We start from the raw sequence: 19,568 nt of genomic DNA on the forward strand, positions 1-19,568 counted from the left end.
TATCAGGACAATTCCTTTTCTGATAGTCAGCATTGATAAAAACTGTATTCAATATTTTATTCATGTCCCTATCCTTTTTTTGTATTTGTACTCCTCTATTACGCTCTTTATGTTTTGTGATTTAAATCACTATTTATGGTGATTTATTGATTTGTAAACCCTTTGTAACAATCTAAAAAATACCTCATATTTTATTCAGACGAAAAAAAACCCGCAAAAATGCGGGTTTTTTTTCTATTCAAGCTTACGCTTCAACAGATACGTAGCGACGACCGAATTGGCCTTTCACTTCGAATTTCACAACGCCGTCAGCAGTTGCAAATAAAGTATGGTCACGGCCCATACCTACATTTACACCAGCGTGGAATTCAGTACCACGTTGACGAACGATGATGTTACCAGCAGTCACAGATTGACCGCCGTAGATTTTAACACCCAACATTTTTGGGTTCGAGTCACGACCGTTTTTAGTCGAACCACCGGCTTTTTTAGTTGCCATGTCTACTTACTCCTCGTAATTAGCCTGAAATAGCTGTAATTTTCAACTCAGTGAACCATTGACGGTGACCTTGTTGTTTACGATAGTGTTTACGACGACGCATTTTGATGATGCGGATTTTGTCGTGACGACCATGGCTAACTACTTCAGCAGTTACTTTAGCGCCAGCTACTACTGGTGCACCAATTTGAATGCTGTCACCGTTAACAAGCATCAACACGTCATCAAAAGTAACAGTTGAGCCAGTTTCAGCTTTCAATAATTCTACTTTAAGGGTTTCACCCTCAACTACACGGTGTTGTTTACCACCGCTTTGGATTACTGCGTACATTTAAGTACTCCAAACATGCCCGTGTTGTCGTGCCGGTAAAGGGATATACCGATCTTAAAACGATCGTCACTGGGGTTTCGCAAAGGCAAAGATTTTAAGGGATAACCCGAAAAACAACAAGTCATTTCCGTAAAATATTAGATGAGTATGCGTTTATTATATAAACAGTGTCATTAAAACCATTAAAATGAGTGCTCTATTTCACTTATCATGCTTTTGGCAAGGTTTGACATAGATTTTTAGCAACAATTCGCTAATATACACTGGACTTACATCAACAACATGCTGTTCAAACAACATGCTAAAGATAAAAGTCTGTTAAAAAATAAGTACAATACTTCCGCTTGATGAAAAAAATCACTTAAGATTAAGTCAATTGAGTAAGTTCTTATCTGTTATTCATATAACAAATTGCTACACTACGTCTGTAATTCAAAAATTATTGAGGTTTCTCTTCATATGACCATCGACTTTAAGCAAGATATTCTCGCGCCTGTTGCTACTGACTTTGCTGCGATGGACAAATTTATTAATGAAGGGATCACGTCTAAAGTTGCCTTGGTCATGGCAGTCAGTAAACATGTAGTCGAAGCAGGCGGTAAACGCATGCGTCCCATTATGTGCTTACTTGCAGCAAAGGCTTGTGGCGCAGAAGATTTAGAAAAACACCGTAAACTTGCAGCAATTATTGAAATGCTACATACCGCAACCTTGGTTCATGACGACGTAGTCGATGAATCGGGTTTACGCCGTGGTCGCCCAACCGCAAATGCGACATGGAATAATCAAACTGCCGTACTTGTGGGTGATTTTCTAATTTCTCGTGCTTTTGATTTATTGGTGGATCTAGACAGCAAGGTATTACTCAAAGACTTTTCAACGGGTACCTGTGAAATTGCTGAAGGTGAAGTTTTACAACTTCAATCACAGCACCAACCCGAAACTACTGAACAAACTTATTTAGATATTATTCACGGTAAAACTTCGCGTTTATTTGAGCTCGCTACCGAAGGTGCAGCGATTCTGACTGGTACACCAGAGTACCGTGAACCGCTTAGAAAATTTGCCGGACACTTTGGAAATGCCTTTCAAATTATTGACGATATTTTAGATTACACATCAGATGCTGAAACATTAGGTAAAAATATTGGTGATGATTTGATGGAAGGTAAACCAACTTTACCTTTAATCTCTGCCTTAAAGAATACCACTGGCGAAGAACATGACATTATTCGCCGCAGTATTGCCACAGGTGGTACGGCAGATTTAGAGCGTGTTATTCAAATTGTACAAAGCTCTGGGGCACTCGATTATTGTAGCCAACGTGCGACTGAAGAAACTGAAGCAGCACTAGCCGCTTTAGCAGCGCTACCAGATACTGAATATCGTCAAGCTTTAATCAACCTCGCAAACTTGGCATTACACCGAATTCAATAATTAACAATATTCATCGTAATTCCCCTTGCCTATGCATATAAAACTCAATGATATCTTTTTGACCATGCAGCAACAGCTCGATACCCCTCGGGCTGTGCTGGATGAAAACCTGCTGATCGAATTGGTCAACCGAATTCGACCAGAAGATACAAAAAATACCAACGAAATTAAGAAAAAATTTCAGGCTTTCATCCAAGCTTTACTCATCACGCCAGATGCAGCCTCTACCCTGCAAAGTTTTGTCCTAAAGCTCATTAGCCGATATAAACAAACCAGTTTATATGCGGACACGGGTATTTTGTCTCTCGATGGTTTCTGGGGACAACTGTTCCAACGGCTTGGCGCACATTTTCTTCCTCTGATCAATGACGAAACTCAATTACAAGATTTAGTCCGTCGAGTTTTTTATCGTCATAGCGACAAATATTGGCTGGACAGTATTGATGATCAGCAATGGATGCAGCTCTTTCGACTATTTAATCAAGGTCATAGCAATCAGGAAGAAAAAAAGAAAATTCGCCGTGAGTTAATTAAAGCCATTACCGTTTTGTCCTATCGGGTAAGTGGTATTGGCTTATATCCTGAATTTATTAATGCACAGCCTGAACTGACCGAATATGAATCACCTTTTTTGGTGCAAAACCGTGAAATAAATGATTTTATTCAGCAGTATAAAAAGCTCCATCAAAGTGCTGAAGAAATGAGTGCTGTGCTACCGCCAGATGCTTCTCAAGCGTTGGTAATGCTGGAACAATGTCGTGATGTGGTGCTGAAGATTCGGCGTGCGACCAAACGAATTGGCGTAAGTGTCAGCCTAACGTACTTATTGTCGCTTTTAGAACAGTGTTTAGATCGCTTAGAAATCTTACTCAACCTGATTGTTGAAGAAGATGATGTCCGCTATGTGTCTATGGGTAGTTTACTCAGTGATGTGACGTCAGCGATTTATAACGAACGCAGTGTGCGCGATTTGCTCGCCACCAATAGTGAATTGGTTGCCCTACAAGTCACCGAAAACGCAAGTAAAACTGGCGAACACTATGTAAGTACGGACAAACAAGGCTTTATGAGCATGTACCGATCTGCGGCAGGTGCCGGTGTGATCATTGCATGTATGGCAACTTTAAAAGTGCTGATGGCCCGTGTCAGCATGGCACCGCTCATGCAAGCCATTTCATATAGTCTGAACTACTCTTTCGGCTTTATGCTGATTCATGTCTTACATTTTACGGTTGCTACCAAACAGCCTGCGATGACAGCTGCCGCCCTTGCCTCGACAGTTCAACATCGTAAAGGCTCGAAAATGGCGCAGATTGCCGAACTTGCCGCGCTGATTATTAACATCATTCGAACCCAGTTTATTGCAATCTTAGGCAACATTAGTATTGCGATTCCTGTTGCAGCATTGATCGCCCTCAGTTGGGACATGGCTTTACATGAGCCATTAATGAATCATGCAAAAGCAGCTAAAACCTTACACGACCTCAATCCATTTACCTCATTGGCTGTGCCACATGCTGCGATAGCTGGGGTATGTTTGTTTTTATCAGGTTTGCTTGCTGGGTACTTTGACAACATGGCGATCTATCGCAAAGTTGGACCACGGATTCAAGCACATCCAAAGTTAAAACGCATCATGGGTCAAGAGAGACTGGATAAGCTTGCCGCTTACATTGAGCGAAACTTAGGTGCTTTAGCAGGTAACTTCTTATTCGGGATCATGCTAGGCAGTATGGGAACGATTGGATTTATTTTTGGTTTACCTTTAGATATTCGCCATATCGCCTTCGCCTCGGCCAACTTCATTCAAGGCCTCATCAATATTAATGGTTCACCAGACATTGGCTTAATCATTGTGTCATTCTTAGGAGTTATTCTGATCGGTCTGACTAACTTATTCGTCAGTTTCACGTTAACCATTATTGTGGCACTACGGGCACGTCGCGTAAGATTTGAACAATGGAAACCACTGGCTAAATTGGTGATGACTCATTTTCTAACGCGACCAAGTGACTTTTTCTGGCCACCAAAAGCCCCACTTGAAGTTGAAGATGGCACACAAGCCAGTAAGAACAATCATTAGCAGATTTGTGTTTTATTTTAGTAAGATGTAAATGAACACAAAAAATAAAATCAGTATGATTTACACAGACTTGAAATAAAGTGTACTGATGAGTACACTTTAGTCCATTAATTAACCGAGCTCAAACCGGTTAAAATGACAAGGAATAAAATATGCCACGAACGCTACTGTTTGTTGGTTTTTTTGCATTAATTATCAGTGTGTTGTCGCTTTATCCCACCTATTTAAATCTATTAGATTTAAATATCGTGGAATGGATGAGTCAGCACCGTATTGCTGTTTTTAATCAAATTGCCATCGGACTTTCCGCGCTAGGCGGCATGCCTTTTGTATTATTTTTCACCACGCTATGGTGTTTACACTTTGCGTGGTATAAAAAATACACAGAGATTGTTTTTATCAGTATAGGGATCTTTGGAAGTATCGGCCTTGCATGGTTGCTTAAATTTACGTTCACCAGACCGCGCCCCCCAGAAATGTACCATCTTGTAGCGTCTTACGGGAGTTCATTCCCAAGCGCACACAGTTGTTATGCTGCATCGCTTGCGTGTCTGATGATCTTGATTTGCCGACAACATGCTCAACATCGCTTGATCACCATTTTGGCATTGTTATGGATGCTGTGTATGGGTGTTTCGCGAGTATATGTTGGGGTTCATTTTCCGACAGATGTCTTATCCGGTTGGAGCATAAGTTTTATTTGGATCGCGCTACTTTATTTGAGTTACATCAAAATCAGTAAAGCGTAAACAAATGAATAATTTAGATAAATATCTAATTGAGGTGGAACAATGATGTCTGCAAAGCTTTGGGCTCCCGCCCTGACTGCTTGCGCATTGGCAACAAGTATTGCACTTGTTGGTTGTAGCAAAGATCCTAAAAATGCACAGCAAGCTGCTGCTGCACAGCAAATGCCACCAACTGAAGTCGGTGTCATTGTTGCCCAACCGCAAAGCGTTGAACAATCTGTTGAACTTTCTGGCCGTACATCTGCCTATGAAATTTCAGAAGTACGTCCACAAACCAGTGGTGTAGTACTGAAACGTCTATTTGCAGAAGGCAGCTATGTTCGCGAAGGACAAGCCTTGTACGAGATAGACTCGCGTACAAACCGTGCTTCAGCTGACAGTGCTCGTGCTGCTTTAACACGTCAACAAGCAAATTTAGGCGTGTTACGTGTTAAAGAAGGTCGTTACCGTCAGCTTGTTGGCTCAAATGCGATTTCTAAACAAGAATACGACGATATTGTTGCTCAAGTTAAACTGGCTGAAGCAGATGTTGCGGCATCTCAGGCAGAACTTAAAAATGCAGAAATTAATTTAGGTTATTCAACTGTACGTGCGCCAATTTCGGGTCAAACAAACCGTTCAACAGTGACTGCTGGTGCATTAGTTACTGCATCTCAAGCTGATCCATTAGTCACAATTCAACGTCTTGATCCAATGTACGTTGACATTAACCAATCAAGTGCTGAACTTCTTCGCTTACGTCAACAATTAAGCCAAGGCAACTTGGACAGCAGTAATAACACCAAAGTGAAATTACGTCTTGAAGATGGTAGTGAATACCCGATTGAAGGTCGTTTAGCATTTTCTGATGCAAGTGTAAACCCAGATACAGGTACGGTTACACTTCGTGCTGTTTTTTCTAACCCGAACCATTTATTACTTCCGGGTATGTTTGCCAATGCTCGCATCGTTCAGGGTGTGATTCCAAACGCTTACATTATTCCACAAGCTGCTATTACACGTACCCCTACAGGTCAAGCAATGGCAATGATTGTGAATGCAAAAGGTGCTGTAGAATCTCGTCCTGTAACCACTGTTGGTACTCAAGGTGCAAACTGGATCGTGACTCAAGGCTTAAACACTGGCGATAAAGTGATTGTTGACGGTATTGCAAAAGTGAAAGCTGAGCAACAAGTTGTAGCCAAACCGTATCAACCTCAGGCTGCTGCACCTCAAGGTGCTCAACAACCTGCTGCAGCAAAGCCAGATGCTAAAGTTGCAGAACAAGCAGCACCTAAATCTGAACAAAAAGCTACTTCAAACGCATAGGGAGTAGACTGAATGGCTCAATTCTTTATTCACCGCCCCATTTTTGCATGGGTGATTGCATTGGTGATTATGCTGGCGGGTGTACTCACGCTATCTAATATGCCAATTGCACAGTATCCGACCATTGCGCCGCCAACGGTTTCAATCTCTGCGACTTACCCTGGTGCGTCTGCAGAAACAGTTGAAAACACCGTAACCCAAATCATTGAACAACAAATGAATGGTTTGGATGGCTTACGTTATATTTCGTCAAACAGTGCGGGTAACGGTCAAGCATCTATTACATTGAACTTTGAACAAGGGATCGATCCAGATATCGCCCAAGTTCAAGTCCAAAACAAACTCCAGTCTGCGACAGCGCTATTACCTGAAGACGTACAACGTCAAGGTGTAAAAGTCACCAAATCTGGCGCAAGCTTCCTACAAGTTGTAGCATTCCACTCACCATCGGGTAAGTTGACTGCGGACGACATTAAGGACTATGTAAACTCGAATATTTCTGAACCTCTCAGCCGTGTGGCAGGTGTAGGTGAAGTCCAAGTATTCGGTGGTTCTTATGCGATGCGTATTTGGCTAGATCCAGCCAAAATGGCAAACCTACAAGTTACACCGAGTGATGTGGCTGCGGCTATCCGTACACAGAATGCTCAGGTTGCTGTTGGTCAGTTAGGTGGTGCGCCTGCAACTGAAGGTCAAGTACTGAACGCGACAGTTACAGCACAAAGTTTGTTGCAAACACCAGAGCAGTTTAAAAACATTTTCCTGCGTAACAGTAGTGATGGTGCTCAGGTACGTTTAGGTGATGTTGCACGTGTTGAATTAGGTGCTGACAACTATCAGTTCGACTCTAAGTTCAACAACAAACCTGCTGGTGGTGTAGCGATCAAACTAGCAACTGGTGCAAACGCATTAGACACAGCCGAAGCTGTTGAAGCACGTTTAAAAGAACTTCGCACAAACTACCCTGAAGGTTTAGAAGACACGCTTGCATTTGATACGACTCCATTCATTAAGTTATCGATTGAAAGTGTTGTACATACCCTTGTAGAAGCCGTGATTCTTGTATTCTTTGTGATGTTCTTATTCTTACAGAACTGGCGCGCAACGATTATTCCGACATTGGCTGTACCTGTAGTGGTATTGGGTACTTTTGCTGTCATTAACATGTTTGGTTTCTCGATCAACACACTCACCATGTTCGCGATGGTACTGGCGATTGGTCTCCTCGTGGATGATGCGATTGTTGTCGTAGAGAACGTTGAACGTGTCATGGTTGAAGATCATCTTGACCCAGTGACTGCAACTGAAATCTCAATGAAACAGATCTCGGGTGCCCTCATCGGTATTACCTCTGTGTTAACCGCTGTATTCGTGCCGATGGCATTCTTCGGTGGTACGACAGGTGTAATTTATCGTCAGTTCTCAATCACGCTGGTAACAGCAATGATTCTGTCATTGATTGTGGCATTGACCTTTACCCCTGCCCTATGTGCGACCATGTTGAAACAACATGATCCAAACAAACCTGAAAGCAACAATATCTTTGCCCGTTTCTTCCGTTGGTTTAACAGCTCTTTTGATAAAGTTGCGCATAAATACCAAGGCGGCGTGAACTTCATGACACACCACAAGATTTTCTCTGGTGTGATTTATGCAGTTGTAATCGGCTTATTAGTGCTTTTATTCCAAAAGTTACCATCATCATTCTTACCTGAAGAAGACCAAGGTGTTGTAATGACACTGGTACAGTTACCACCGAATGCCTCACTTGAGCGTACGGATAAAACTGTCACTGCAATGACCGATTACTTCCTGAAAAACGAAGAAAAATATGTCGATTCTGTATTCAGTGTTGCCGGTTTCTCGTTCACAGGTGTAGGTCAAAACGCAGGTCTTGCATTCATCAAGTTAAAAGATTGGGAAGACCGTACATCACCTGAATCTCAAGTGGGTGCGATTATTCAACGTGGTATGGCATTGAACATGATCGTGAAGGATGCTTCATACATCATGCCAATCCAATTACCAGCAATGCCTGAATTGGGTGTAACTGCCGGCTTCAACTTGCAGTTAAAAGCTTCTGCAGGTCAAACCCATCAACAACTTATCGATGCCCGTAATATGGTGCTCGGTATGGCTGCTCAAGATAAACGCCTCATGGGTGTTCGTCCTAACGGTCAAGAAGATACGCCACAGTACAAAATCACGATTGACCAAGCTCAAGCTGGTGCCATGGGTGTCAGCATTGCTGAAATCAATACCACAATGGGTATGGCATGGGGTGGTTCTTACATCAACGACTTCGTTGACCGTGGTCGTGTGAAGAAAGTCTATGTACAAGGTGAAGCTGCGGCACGTATGATGCCTGAAGACTTGAGCCAGTGGTATGTTCGTAACAACCAAGGCACAATGGTTCCATTCTCGACCTTCGCTACTGGCGAATGGACTTATGGTTCACCACGTCTTGAACGTTATAACGGTATCGCATCTGTGAACATTCAAGGTTCACCGGGTGTGGGTGTAAGTTCGGGCGATGCGATGAAAGCGATGGAAGAAATTGTACAAAAACTTCCTTCGATGGGCGTTCAAGGCTTTGACTATGAATGGACTGGTTTATCTCTAGAAGAACGTGAGTCTGGCGCACAAGCACCATTCTTATACGCACTTTCATTGTTAATCGTCTTCCTATGTCTTGCTGCCTTGTATGAAAGCTGGTCTATTCCGTTCTCAGTATTACTGGTTGTACCATTAGGTGTATTGGGTGCGTTATTACTGACTTTCCTTGGAATGGTGTTCTTCAAAAATCCAAACTTGGCGAATAACATTTACTTCCAGGTGGCTATTATTGCCGTCATTGGTTTGTCTGCGAAGAATGCGATCTTGATCGTAGAATTCGCCAAAGAACTTCAAGAAAAAGGTGAAGATCTGTTTGACGCAACATTGCATGCCGCTAAAATGCGTCTACGTCCAATTATCATGACCACTTTAGCCTTTGGTTTTGGTGTACTTCCGCTTGCCCTTTCTTCGGGTGCAGGTGCAGGTAGTCAGCACTCCGTAGGTTATGGTGTATTGGGTGGCGTAATCAGTTCTACCCTACTTGGTATCTTCTTTATTCCTGTGTTCTATGTATGGATCCGAAGTATCTTTAAGTACAAACCAAAACAACAAAATAATCAGGAGCATTTATCGTGATGCAAAATGTATGGTCTATTGCAGGTCGTAGCATTGCGGTTTCTTCACTTGCGCTTGCTTTGGCTGCCTGCCAAAGCATGCGTGGTCCAGAGCCGGTTGTTCAGACCAATATCCCCGAAAGCTACACAGCAAGTGCTTCTGGTACTTCTGTTGCTGAACAAGGATATAAAGATTTCTTTGCTGACCAACGTCTGGTACAAGTTCTTGACTTAGCTTTAGCCAATAACCGTGACCTACGTACGGCTGCTTTAAATATTGAACGTGCACAGCAACAGTATCAAATCACTGCCAATGGTCAATTACCAACCATTGGTGCAAGTGGTAGTGTACTTCGTCAAGACACGATGAATTCAAAGCCTATCACCTCTTATAATGTCGGTTTAGGTGTCACTGCCTATGAACTTGATTTTTGGGGTCGTGTACGTAGCTTAAAAGACAATGCTTTAGACAGTTACCTTGCAACTGCAAGTGCCCGTGATGCAACACAAATTGCGTTGATCGGTCAAGTGGCTCAAGCATGGTTAAACTATGCATACGCTAACTCGAACTTGAAGCTTGCGGATCAAACCTTAAAGGCTCAGCTTGAATCTTACAACCTCAACAAAAAGCGTTTTGATGTCGGTATTGACAGTGAAGTTCCTGTTCGTCAGGCTCAAATTTCTGTAGAAACTGCACGTAATGATGTTGCGAACTACAAGACTCAAATTGCTCAAGCGCAAAACTTATTGAACCTATTAGTGGGTCAACAAGTGCCTGCGAACTTGCTGCCGAACCAACGTGTCAATCGTATTACTTCGACCAATACCATTGGTTCAGGTATTCCAAGTGATTTGTTGAACAACCGTCCAGATGTACGTGCAGCTGAATACAAACTGTCTGCCGCTGGTGCGAACATTGGTGCAGCTAAAGCACGTCTGTTCCCTACGATTAGCCTGACAGGTTCTGCGGGTTATGCTTCAACGGACTTAGGTGATCTATTTAAATCAGGCAACTTTGTATGGTCTGCTGGCCCTAGCCTAGATATTCCAATCTTCGACTGGGGTACACGTCAGGCCAATATTAAAGTTTCTGAAACTGACCAGAAAATTGCATTGTCTGATTATGAAAAATCAGTTCAGTCAGCTTTCCGTGAAGTAAATGATGCGCTTGCAGTTCGCCAAAACATTGGTGACCGTATTGCAGCACAGCGCCGTTTAGTTGATGCAACCAATACAACCTACAAACTGTCAAATGCCCGCTTCCGTGCTGGTATTGATAGCTACTTAACTGTACTTGATGCGCAGCGTGCATCTTATGCGGCTGAGCAAGGTTTGTTGTTGCTTGAACAAGCAAATCTCAACAATCAAGTTGAATTGTATAAAACACTTGGTGGTGGTATCAAAGCCAACACTTCTGATGCTGTGCAATACCAACCTTCTACTGCTGAGCGTAAAGCTGCATCAAAACAATAATTTGATTTAGCCTAGCCCGTAATATTTGAAAAGCTCACTTCGGTGGGCTTTTTCATTTTTAGATCGGAGCTACAAAATAAAAATGAACATATTGCTTTTTGTTGAAGAGTTTCCTATCTTCAATTCACCTTTTTATATTGATAACTAAAAATGCTTTTAAGTAATCTTGAATCTGTTCCAGGTCATACCATTACACAACAACTTGATGTCGTTTATGGCAGTACTGTCCGCAGTAAACATGTTGGTCGTGACTTTATGGCTGGCCTAAAAAATATCGTGGGTGGTGAACTCAAAGGTTATACAGAACTACTCGAAGAATCTCGTCAAGAAGCTATGAGCCGTATGATTGATAAAGCACGTGCCTTAGGCGCGAATGCGGTCGTCGGTATCCGTTTTTCAACCTCAAATATTGCTCAAGGCGCCTCTGAATTATTTGTGTATGGCACGGCAGTTCGCGTAGAAGCCAACTCAGCAAAACTCCCAGACCCATTTCCAACTCAGGACTAAGTCATGGATGCCTTTATTTTTAAAGTCCTGATCTTTGTGGTGCTCTTTTGTATTGGCTGGGGCTTCGGTCGCCATATCGAACAAAAACATCTCAAAGAACTCGAAGCTCAAGAAAAGCGATTGGCGCATATTCGCATAGACAACAACCGCTTTAAAACTACTGAACAATTCGGACAACTGATTTCAAGTAATGTAGTGATTTCACATGATTATTTTAAATATGTGATTGCCAATATTCAGAACTTCTTTGGCGGACGTTTAACCAGTTATGAAAGCATCGTCGATCGGGCACGTCGTGAAGCCGTGGTGCGTTTAAAGCAAGAAGCTGAAAAAATGGGCGCAACGCAAATTATGGGTCTGCGTTTAAGCACCACTGAGCTGGGTATGCAAGGCGGCATGGTCGAAGTCTTTGCGTATGGGACTGCAATTCAAAAGAGAGACATCTGATCTCTCTACTTCTCCCCCAATTCATTTTTACTATTTAATTTACTTTACACAATGTGTTTTCAAACTCTTCATAACTCACATTTTCATTGCGACAAACTTTAAAACAAACTTCATTAAATTTTTTTTCATCAATATTTGGATCATGATAACTAAATGCAACATCTCCAGCATAAGCACGTGCCAGATCTTGCACCACAATGTCAGCTTTACATCCATATAAAGTTGGACATGCCTCTAATGTTCCTTCGTAATACTCTTTACACTGAGTCGCTTCGACATCCACCTTATTGGTTTTTTGCATCGACACATTTAAACCATTTTCATTCATTAGAAGAAAATATTGAAGTTTTCTAAATGGTTTTAAGTCAATCTCGAGTCCCGAATGATTGATACGAGCCAATTGATCTTTGTAAGAATTATGATCATCTGAGATTAACTCTGCATTACCAGCTTTGTCGATTTTGATAAAGCTATAGTTGACAGGCATATATGCGCCACTCCCCTTATGTGCAATCACTTCGACCAAATGATCTTTCGCAATAAATGCTCCCGTAAATACAGTCGATTCAACACTGGTCAGCAACTTATCTTTCACTAAAACACAATATCCAAAACATTGATCTTTGAATCTAGCCTGATCGCCTTTAAAATCATCAACAGGATGAAATTCAGCTCGCCATTTAAAATCACCAATTTTATTCGAGCTATAAGGTAATTTATCAACATCTGAATCTTGAGGATTTTGACTGTAATACTCAGACTTCAATAATCCTTGTTCATCAAACAGTGCTTCGATCGGTAACCACCCCTCATTTGGTCCTCGTATTACAACTTCTGCACTCGCCGCTTCAACATTAGGTTCAATCTCAACAGATTCAGTAACGGGTTCTGATACAGTTCCTATTTCTTTTTCAGGCTTTTCGAGCGTTGACTTCTGCTCAATTTTTTGAGTTTTCTGTTTAAAATAAAAATATGCCACTGTACCGATTGCACCAATGATTGCGCACAAAATGATGGCTATTCCCCATTTTTTAAAATTATTCTTTTTCATTTCTTATAATCTCGTTACTCATTAAAAAAGTCACTCTTAAAAGTGACTTTTAAACAATTTAAACTTGATAAAACTTACTTCACTTTGGTTTTACGAATCATTTTATACAACGTTGTCGGTGATAAACGTGATACCCAAACACCGAGCTTTTCTTTAGAACCACCCACCACGATGTATTCTTCCCCTCGTTGCAAAGATTGCACTACTGTTTCGGCAAACTCATTGGCTTCTAGACCATTTTCAATGGCTTCATCCTGATGCCCTTGTGGCTTGCCGGCACCATTGAGTGCATTAAATGAAACATTGGTTTTGACAAATCCGGGGAATATCACCGATACGCCCACCCCTTGATCCGCAACTTCCGCACGTAGACTGTTCGCCCACATATGAATGGCAGCTTTTGCAGCAGAATAGGTCGCGCGGTATTGTGTCCCTAATAAGCCTGCAACACTTGAAACAAAAGCAATTCGACCAGACTTTTGCGCTAAAAAAGTCGGTAAAACGGTTTTAGTCAAAAATACTTGAGAAAAATAATCTACTTCCATGATGGCTCGTTCAGTCTGCATGGTCGTATCCGTGATCAATGCACGCTGACTCAATCCCGCATTATTGATTAGCCAGTCAATTCGACCTTTATGCGCAAGGACTTGTTCATAAGCATGTCGAACTTGTTCTTCATTGGTAATGTCTGCACACACTGAAAGATGCTGATCTGGATGTAATAATGAAACACGGACTTTTTCCAACTCTTCAAAACGACGTGCGGTCAAAATGACCTGCGCCCCTTGCAAAGCACATTCTTTTGCTAAAGCTTCACCCAAACCTGACGATGCCCCAGTAATCCATACCACTTTTCCGTTCAAATCATCACGTTTTGCCATTTTGACATCCTTTTAAATAACTAATTTATTCATTTATATGTATTTTATGCTTTACGTAGTACAGGCTCATTGTTCAAAAACACCATAAAATGATCAAAGTACTGACTCATCGATTGTGCATCATAAATTTTGCCGAGTTTATCAAAACGTTTATAACCGAGTTGCGTGGTGAGATTGATGACACCGGTTAAAGTTTTATCCACCACCATGTTAAATTTCAGCATTTTTTTCGGTTCACGCACCAAATGCGTCACCCCTGCATCGACCACTTGCGTGAATGCTTTCAACGCGAGCGGCACGTATTGATTTTGCCCATCTTTCATCTGACTGACATAGCCCAGCAAGTCAGTGGCTAAAGAGGCATCGATCGGATAATGCATATAATGCTGACCATCTTCGCTGTAAAAACGTCCATATAAATAATTTACCATCGGTACAAGGCGGTCATTGCTGAAAAAAGACACCGACCACGGCATATATTTACGGGTCGTTTCACGTATTTGCTGAATAATTTTTTCGGATTCATTGTCTCCAGACTTATTCATGCGCGCCATTTGGCCAAAAACTTGATCTAAAATTTCACATGCAATATCCGCTAAATTATCCCCTAAGGCTTTGGACTGACTTTCTGTTTCACCTGCATTGAGTTTTTGATGAATCGTCTCAAAACGTTGATATGTCGTAGGTTGAATCTTTAAAGAAATAGAATAAGTCATTTGATATTGCTCCTTTTATCTTAGTTTTGGGATCAATGGATACTTCTTATCTTAGGTCCTATCATACGGACTCTTTTATTTACTGCCAAATCCTAAAAGTTAACATTCGCCCAACATCCCTAATTCACCATTTTTTTTGCTACAATAGATCTAATTTTTTATCCACTTTTGATCTGTTTAGACTATGACTGATTCAGCGCAAAATATTGCTACGACCTACGATCCGACCGAGATCGAAAAAAAATGGTACAAGACTTGGGAAGAGAGAGGCTACTTCAAGCCATCTCAAAAAGGTGATTCATTCTGTATTATGATTCCACCACCAAACGTCACTGGTAGCTTGCACATGGGTCATGGTTTCAACAATGCCATTATGGATGCGTTGACTCGTTATAACCGTATGTCTGGCAAAAACACCCTTTGGCAGCCGGGTACCGACCATGCAGGTATCGCAACGCAAATGGTTGTTGAACGTCAATTGGGCGCAGAAGGCATTAGCCGTCACGACCTTGGCCGTGAAAAGTTCATCGAAAAAGTGTGGGAATGGAAAGAACAATCTGGCGGGAACATTACCCGTCAAATTCGTCGTCTAGGCTCATCTGTAGACTGGTCACGTGAACGCTTCACCATGGATGAAGGCTTATCAAATGCGGTTAAAGAAGTATTTGTTAAGCTACATGAAGAAGGCTTAATTTACCGTGGTAAACGCCTCGTAAACTGGGACCCTAAACTACAAACTGCCCTTTCTGACTTAGAAGTTGAGTCTGATAAAGAAGAAGCAGGTTCACTTTGGCACTTCAAATATTTCTTTGAAGATAAGTCACTTCGTACCCATGACGGCAAAGATCACATCGTTGTGGCGACAACACGTCCTGAAACATTGCTTGGCGATACAGCTGTTGCGGTTGCGCTTGATGATGAACGCTATGCAGCGCTTGTTGGCAAGAACATTATCCTGCCAATCACAGGCCGTGCTGTTCCTATCGTAAAAGACGAATATGTAGACAAAGAATTTGGTACAGGCTGTGTGAAAATCACCCCTGCGCACGACTTCAATGACTATGAAGTGGGTAAACGCTGTGAACTTCCAATCATCAACATCTTCAACAAAAATGCTGAAGTGTTGGCTGAGTTTGAATACATCGCAAAAGCGGGCGAGCAAATTTCTAAAACCATTCCTGCACCTGCGGACTACATTGGTTTAGAACGTTTTGAAGCACGTAAAAAATTGGTTGCTCAAGCGGAAGCTGAAGGCTGGTTAGACCAAATTCAACCATATACCTTGAAGCCACCTCGTGGTGACCGTTCAGGCGTGATCGTTGAGCCACTTCTAACAGACCAATGGTACGTAAAAATTGCACCACTTGCTGAGCCTGCAATTAAAGCGGTTCAAGACGGTCAAATTAAGTTTGTCCCTGAGCAATACAGCAACATGTACATGGCTTGGATGAATAACATTCAAGACTGGTGTATTTCACGTCAATTGTGGTGGGGTCACCGTATTCCTGCTTGGTACGATGCTGAAGGTAACGTATTTGTAGGTCGTGATGAAGCTGAAGTTCGTGCGAAAAACGGCATTGCACCTGAAGTTGAATTAAAACAAGACGAAGATGTACTCGATACTTGGTTCTCTTCTGGTCTTTGGACATTCTCAACTTTAGGTTGGACTGGTGACGAAGCAAAAGATAAAGAAAACTATTTCTTAAATACGTTCCACCCGACTGATGTATTGGTGACTGGTTTCGACATTATCTTCTTCTGGGTTGCCCGCATGATCATGATGACCATGCACTTCATGAAAAATGAAGACGGCACACCTCAAGTTCCATTCAAAACTGTGTACGTTCACGGTTTGGTACGTGATGGCGAAGGTCAGAAAATGTCTAAATCTAAGGGCAACGTGCTTGACCCATTAGACTTGATTGACGGTGTTGACCTTGAAACTTTAGTACAAAAACGTACGACTGGTTTGATGAACCCGAAACAAGCAGCCAAGATTGAGAAATCAACCCGTAAAGAGTTCCCTGAAGGCATTCAGTCTTACGGTACAGATGCGGTTCGTTTCACGTTCTGTGCGCTTGCCAACACTGGTCGTGACATTAAGTTCGACATGAAACGTGTTGAAGGTTACCGTAACTTTGCCAACAAAATCTGGAACGCTACCCGTTTCGTGATGATGAACTGCGAAGAGCAAGTGATTGGTATCGATGCTCGTCAAGACCTTTGGGAATTGCCTGAACAGTGGATCGTGAGCCGTCTGCAAAAAGCAGAACAAGCGGTGCAAACAGCATTCGCGACGTATCGTTTAGACTTGGCTGCACAAGCGATTTACGAGTTCATTTGGAATGAATACTGTGACTGGTATGTAGAGCTGACTAAGCCTGTTCTAAATGACGAAAACGTATCGATTGAGCGTAAAGCTGAAGTACGTCGTGTTCTTCTTGCAGTCATGGAAGCGTCTTTACGTTTGGCTCACCCATTGATGCCTTACTTAACAGAAGAAATCTGGCAAACACTTGCGCCGAAACTAAACATTTCTGGCGAAACAATCATGTTGGCTCAGTACCCTGTTGCTGAACAAGCATTGATTAATGAACAAGCTGAAGCAGATATGCAATGGCTACAAGGTTTGATTGGTGCGGTACGTAACATCCGTGGTGAGATGGGTCTAGGTAATGCACGTTTATTGCCTGTTCTTCTGCAAAATACCACTGATGCTGAAAAAGCACAGATCACTCGTATTGAAGCTTTATTCACTGCGTTGGCAAAAGTTGAAAGCATTACCTTCTTGGCTGATGCTGAACAACCGCCATTGTCTTCTTCTTCTGTAGTGGGTCACGTGTCTGTATTCGTTCCAATGAAGGGTTTAATTGACCCTAAAGCGGAATTGGGTCGTTTGCAAAAAGACTTAGACAAGGTTCAAAAACAGCATGACCAAATTGCAACTAAACTTGGTAATGAAGGTTTTGTGGCAAAAGCACCTGCTGCTGTGGTTGAAGGTGAGAAAGTAAAACTTGCTGAGTTTGCTGACCAGCTAGCGAAGATTAAAGCGAATATGGAGCAGATTGCGGCGCTGTAATGCTGTAGCTTGATTCAAAAAGATCCCCTCTTAATGAGGGGATTTTTTATTTCACTCTTTGATTAATTCTTTCAAAAGGAGAATCATGAAATACATTATCTAATGTCATATAATCTTTTTCAAAGCTATTAAAAAGATCTCTAACTTTAGATTCAGGAAATGTAACTCTTACTAAATGTGAGCTGCTAATATTAATATCAAACTCATCATATTTTTCTGCAAGCCTTGGAATTGATAATCTTTTGGTTGTTTCTCTATCTAAAGGATTTTCATTTCCATCAATGAATTTTTCTAAATATTCCCAATCATGAAAAAAAGAAAAATCAAGCATGTGATCTAATCTTGAATTATTTTCACGTATTTGTTGTTGAACCAAATCATCAGACAGTAACTCAGAAGAAAAAAATCGTTTATTTTTCTTTAAAGATTCATTTCTAACCCAATACTGCAAAACCATCGATACGTGATGGTTTAACGTACTATACATAATAGTAATAGGCAAATTATAATCCGCCTCACTCGTGGTAAAACCATTAATTTCTTGAGAGCTTGACACTTTTGTATAGAATGTTCCTGCACCATAAATATCTTTTGCCCACTCATATTTTTCATTGAGTCTAGACATTAGCTGAGGATAGACTGTACTCCAAATCCCACTCACAGCGGGACCTTGATCCTCTGTATAAAGTTTTTTAACATTTATTAAAGTACATTTCTGCATACTTATATATTGATCAAGAACTCTTCTATATTCAGGTTTAATTTTTTCACCATTTTCATCAACTATTAGAATTAAATAGAAGTTATTAAGATCATTTTCCTTAAAATGTTCAATAATTTCACAAATAGCTTGACCTGAAACTACAGTATCAATAAAAATAAATTTATCATTAGGTAAATTATAGTGAAGTGAATGATACCATCCTTCATGAGCAACTTTTTCAACTAAAAATCTGTAAAATTTTAAATACGTGCTATCTTTTTTAGCATTAATTAAATCCTTAAGTACTTTTACCCAAAAACCTCTTATAGATTGAGTATTAAACTCATCGAAAGGGTCTGCTGAAAAAGGTAATACACAATAATTACCTAAACAGTCTTTTAAACTTTCTATTTTAAAAGCAAATCTTTCTTCTCTATTTTCAAATGTTTGTAATTTTAAATAATTTAATGAAGAAGCATTTCTTAAAAATGGCATAGCTCCACGACTTGGAACTACAATACTACTGTATTCTCCATCTAAAGTTTTCAAATATTCATATAAATCCATTGAAGCTTTAGCATAGCTATAAACATTCTCTTTATTAAAAAAATCTTTCCAAGTATTATTCAATTCAGCCACACATCACCTTCTTGTAATGAGTTGTATAAAAAATTAATAAAGTAATTATATAAGTACTTTAAAAAGAATCTGCGAAGGAATCTTTTAATTTAGAGCAGATCAACCACAAATCCTCCAACACCACATCTATCCGCCCCAACACATCATGATTCCAATACCGCACAACGGTTAAACCCAAAGCCTCTAAAAACTTGGTTCGTTCAGCATCATATTCAATCGCATCATCAGTACCATGCTGACTACCATCCAACTCAATGACCAAACCAATTTCATGACAGTAAAAATCCACAATATAAGGTTCAATCACATGCTGACGACGAAATTTAAGATTCATAAATCGTTTGGCACGTAGAATTTGCCACATCAAGTGTTCTGCATCGGTGGCGGTGTGGCGCATGGATTTGGCGAATATTAAAAGTTGGGGGTCGAGTTTATTGTTCATTGTATTTTGCTTTTTATTATTTTATTTAGATTATCAAATTTTATAACCTCTCC

At 41.0% G+C, this 19,568-nt stretch carries 16 protein-coding genes; 9 read left to right on the forward strand and 7 right to left on the reverse strand.

Annotated features, from left to right (window positions below; all coding sequences use genetic code 11):
* Nucleotides 1–244: 244 nt before the first annotated feature.
* Nucleotides 245–499 (reverse strand): 50S ribosomal protein L27, encoded by a 255-nt coding sequence (rpmA, locus tag FTV37_RS05620; protein WP_067764378.1) that lies wholly within the window; start codon nt 497–499, stop codon nt 245–247.
* A gap of 19 nt (nt 500–518) precedes the next feature.
* Nucleotides 519–830 carry a 50S ribosomal protein L21 gene (rplU, locus tag FTV37_RS05625; RefSeq protein ID WP_078191390.1) on the reverse strand — a complete coding sequence of 104 codons (312 nt, stop codon included), beginning with the start codon at nt 828–830 and terminating at the stop codon, nt 519–521.
* Nucleotides 831–1,289: 459 nt separating this feature from the next.
* Between rplU and sdsA the strand changes: the two genes are divergently transcribed.
* The 8 genes from sdsA (at nt 1,290) to FTV37_RS05665 (ending at nt 12,004) form a co-directional block, all read left to right on the forward strand.
* Entirely contained in the window at nt 1,290–2,267 is a 978-nt protein-coding gene (gene sdsA / locus FTV37_RS05630; protein ID WP_078191391.1) for an All-trans-nonaprenyl-diphosphate synthase, read from the forward strand.
* Nucleotides 2,268–2,298: 31 nt separating this feature from the next.
* Nucleotides 2,299–4,350, forward strand: a complete 2,052-nt coding sequence (locus FTV37_RS05635; protein WP_180063278.1) for a site-specific recombinase — start codon at nt 2,299–2,301, stop codon at nt 4,348–4,350.
* Nucleotides 4,351–4,502: 152 nt separating this feature from the next.
* Nucleotides 4,503–5,099: a phosphatase PAP2 family protein gene (locus FTV37_RS05640; RefSeq protein ID WP_180063224.1), complete on the forward strand. Its 597-nt coding sequence runs from the start codon at nt 4,503–4,505 to the stop codon at nt 5,097–5,099.
* A gap of 42 nt (nt 5,100–5,141) precedes the next feature.
* Nucleotides 5,142–6,407, forward strand: a complete 1,266-nt coding sequence (locus tag FTV37_RS05645; RefSeq protein WP_180063225.1) for an efflux RND transporter periplasmic adaptor subunit — start codon at nt 5,142–5,144, stop codon at nt 6,405–6,407.
* A 12-nt stretch (nt 6,408–6,419) separates the two neighbouring features.
* Nucleotides 6,420–9,599 (forward strand): efflux RND transporter permease subunit, encoded by a 3,180-nt coding sequence (locus FTV37_RS05650; protein ID WP_180063226.1) that lies wholly within the window; start codon nt 6,420–6,422, stop codon nt 9,597–9,599.
* The gene (adeK, locus tag FTV37_RS05655; RefSeq protein ID WP_180005082.1) at nt 9,599–11,050 is read left to right on the forward strand and encodes a multidrug efflux RND transporter AdeIJK outer membrane channel subunit AdeK; all 1,452 of its coding nucleotides are present in this window, start codon (nt 9,599–9,601) and stop codon (nt 11,048–11,050) included. Before FTV37_RS05650 ends, adeK begins: the two co-directional genes overlap by 1 nt.
* A gap of 150 nt (nt 11,051–11,200) precedes the next feature.
* Nucleotides 11,201–11,557, forward strand: a complete 357-nt coding sequence (locus FTV37_RS05660; RefSeq protein ID WP_078192212.1) for a YbjQ family protein — start codon at nt 11,201–11,203, stop codon at nt 11,555–11,557.
* 3 nt (nt 11,558–11,560) lie between these two features.
* Nucleotides 11,561–12,004: a YbjQ family protein gene (locus tag FTV37_RS05665; RefSeq protein WP_180005074.1), complete on the forward strand. Its 444-nt coding sequence runs from the start codon at nt 11,561–11,563 to the stop codon at nt 12,002–12,004.
* Between the two features lie 34 nt (nt 12,005–12,038).
* Here the strand turns inward: FTV37_RS05665 and FTV37_RS05670 are convergent, their stop codons facing one another.
* From FTV37_RS05670 to FTV37_RS05680, 3 genes are all read right to left on the reverse strand, one after another.
* Nucleotides 12,039–13,055 carry a hypothetical protein gene (locus tag FTV37_RS05670; protein ID WP_180063227.1) on the reverse strand — a complete coding sequence of 339 codons (1,017 nt, stop codon included), beginning with the start codon at nt 13,053–13,055 and terminating at the stop codon, nt 12,039–12,041.
* A gap of 74 nt (nt 13,056–13,129) precedes the next feature.
* Nucleotides 13,130–13,936: an SDR family oxidoreductase gene (locus FTV37_RS05675; RefSeq protein ID WP_180007565.1), complete on the reverse strand. Its 807-nt coding sequence runs from the start codon at nt 13,934–13,936 to the stop codon at nt 13,130–13,132.
* 44 nt (nt 13,937–13,980) lie between these two features.
* A complete protein-coding gene (locus tag FTV37_RS05680) occupies nt 13,981–14,652 on the reverse strand; it encodes a hypothetical protein (protein WP_180063228.1) in 672 nt (223 codons plus the stop codon).
* A gap of 184 nt (nt 14,653–14,836) precedes the next feature.
* Between FTV37_RS05680 and FTV37_RS05685 the strand changes: the two genes are divergently transcribed.
* Complete coding sequence (locus tag FTV37_RS05685; RefSeq protein WP_180063229.1) at nt 14,837–17,731, forward strand: valine--tRNA ligase; 2,895 nt, start codon at nt 14,837–14,839, stop codon at nt 17,729–17,731.
* A gap of 46 nt (nt 17,732–17,777) precedes the next feature.
* On the opposite strand, the gene FTV37_RS05690 is transcribed toward FTV37_RS05685, so the two are convergent.
* Together FTV37_RS05690 and FTV37_RS05695 are read right to left on the reverse strand one after the other, a co-directional pair.
* Nucleotides 17,778–19,073: a hypothetical protein gene (locus tag FTV37_RS05690; RefSeq protein WP_180063230.1), complete on the reverse strand. Its 1,296-nt coding sequence runs from the start codon at nt 19,071–19,073 to the stop codon at nt 17,778–17,780.
* 58 nt (nt 19,074–19,131) lie between these two features.
* The gene (locus FTV37_RS05695) at nt 19,132–19,515 is read right to left on the reverse strand and encodes an endonuclease domain-containing protein (protein ID WP_180063231.1); all 384 of its coding nucleotides are present in this window, start codon (nt 19,513–19,515) and stop codon (nt 19,132–19,134) included.
* Nucleotides 19,516–19,568 lie beyond the last annotated feature (53 nt).

Source organism: Acinetobacter sp. YH16042, from assembly GCF_013417245.1.
GTDB lineage: Bacteria > Pseudomonadota > Gammaproteobacteria > Pseudomonadales > Moraxellaceae > Acinetobacter > Acinetobacter amyesii.

Excerpts from the sequence above, each read along its gene's own strand:
- FTV37_RS05675 (WP_180007565.1), bottom strand. The coding sequence starts at position 13,936 with ATGGCAAAACGTGATGATTTGAACGGAAAAGTGGTATGGATTACTGGG.
- FTV37_RS05640 (WP_180063224.1), top strand. The coding sequence starts at position 4,503 with ATGCCACGAACGCTACTGTTTGTTGGTTTTTTTGCATTAATTATCAGT.
- FTV37_RS05660 (WP_078192212.1), top strand. The coding sequence starts at position 11,201 with ATGCTTTTAAGTAATCTTGAATCTGTTCCAGGTCATACCATTACACAA.
- FTV37_RS05665 (WP_180005074.1), top strand. The coding sequence starts at position 11,561 with ATGGATGCCTTTATTTTTAAAGTCCTGATCTTTGTGGTGCTCTTTTGT.
- FTV37_RS05670 (WP_180063227.1), bottom strand. The coding sequence starts at position 13,055 with ATGAAAAAGAATAATTTTAAAAAATGGGGAATAGCCATCATTTTGTGC.
- sdsA (WP_078191391.1), top strand. The coding sequence starts at position 1,290 with ATGACCATCGACTTTAAGCAAGATATTCTCGCGCCTGTTGCTACTGAC.
- FTV37_RS05650 (WP_180063226.1), top strand. The coding sequence starts at position 6,420 with ATGGCTCAATTCTTTATTCACCGCCCCATTTTTGCATGGGTGATTGCA.
- FTV37_RS05635 (WP_180063278.1), top strand. The coding sequence starts at position 2,299 with ATGCATATAAAACTCAATGATATCTTTTTGACCATGCAGCAACAGCTC.
- FTV37_RS05695 (WP_180063231.1), bottom strand. The coding sequence starts at position 19,515 with ATGAACAATAAACTCGACCCCCAACTTTTAATATTCGCCAAATCCATG.
- rplU (WP_078191390.1), bottom strand. The coding sequence starts at position 830 with ATGTACGCAGTAATCCAAAGCGGTGGTAAACAACACCGTGTAGTTGAG.
- adeK (WP_180005082.1), top strand. The coding sequence starts at position 9,599 with ATGCAAAATGTATGGTCTATTGCAGGTCGTAGCATTGCGGTTTCTTCA.
- FTV37_RS05645 (WP_180063225.1), top strand. The coding sequence starts at position 5,142 with ATGATGTCTGCAAAGCTTTGGGCTCCCGCCCTGACTGCTTGCGCATTG.
- FTV37_RS05685 (WP_180063229.1), top strand. The coding sequence starts at position 14,837 with ATGACTGATTCAGCGCAAAATATTGCTACGACCTACGATCCGACCGAG.
- FTV37_RS05680 (WP_180063228.1), bottom strand. The coding sequence starts at position 14,652 with ATGACTTATTCTATTTCTTTAAAGATTCAACCTACGACATATCAACGT.
- rpmA (WP_067764378.1), bottom strand. The coding sequence starts at position 499 with ATGGCAACTAAAAAAGCCGGTGGTTCGACTAAAAACGGTCGTGACTCG.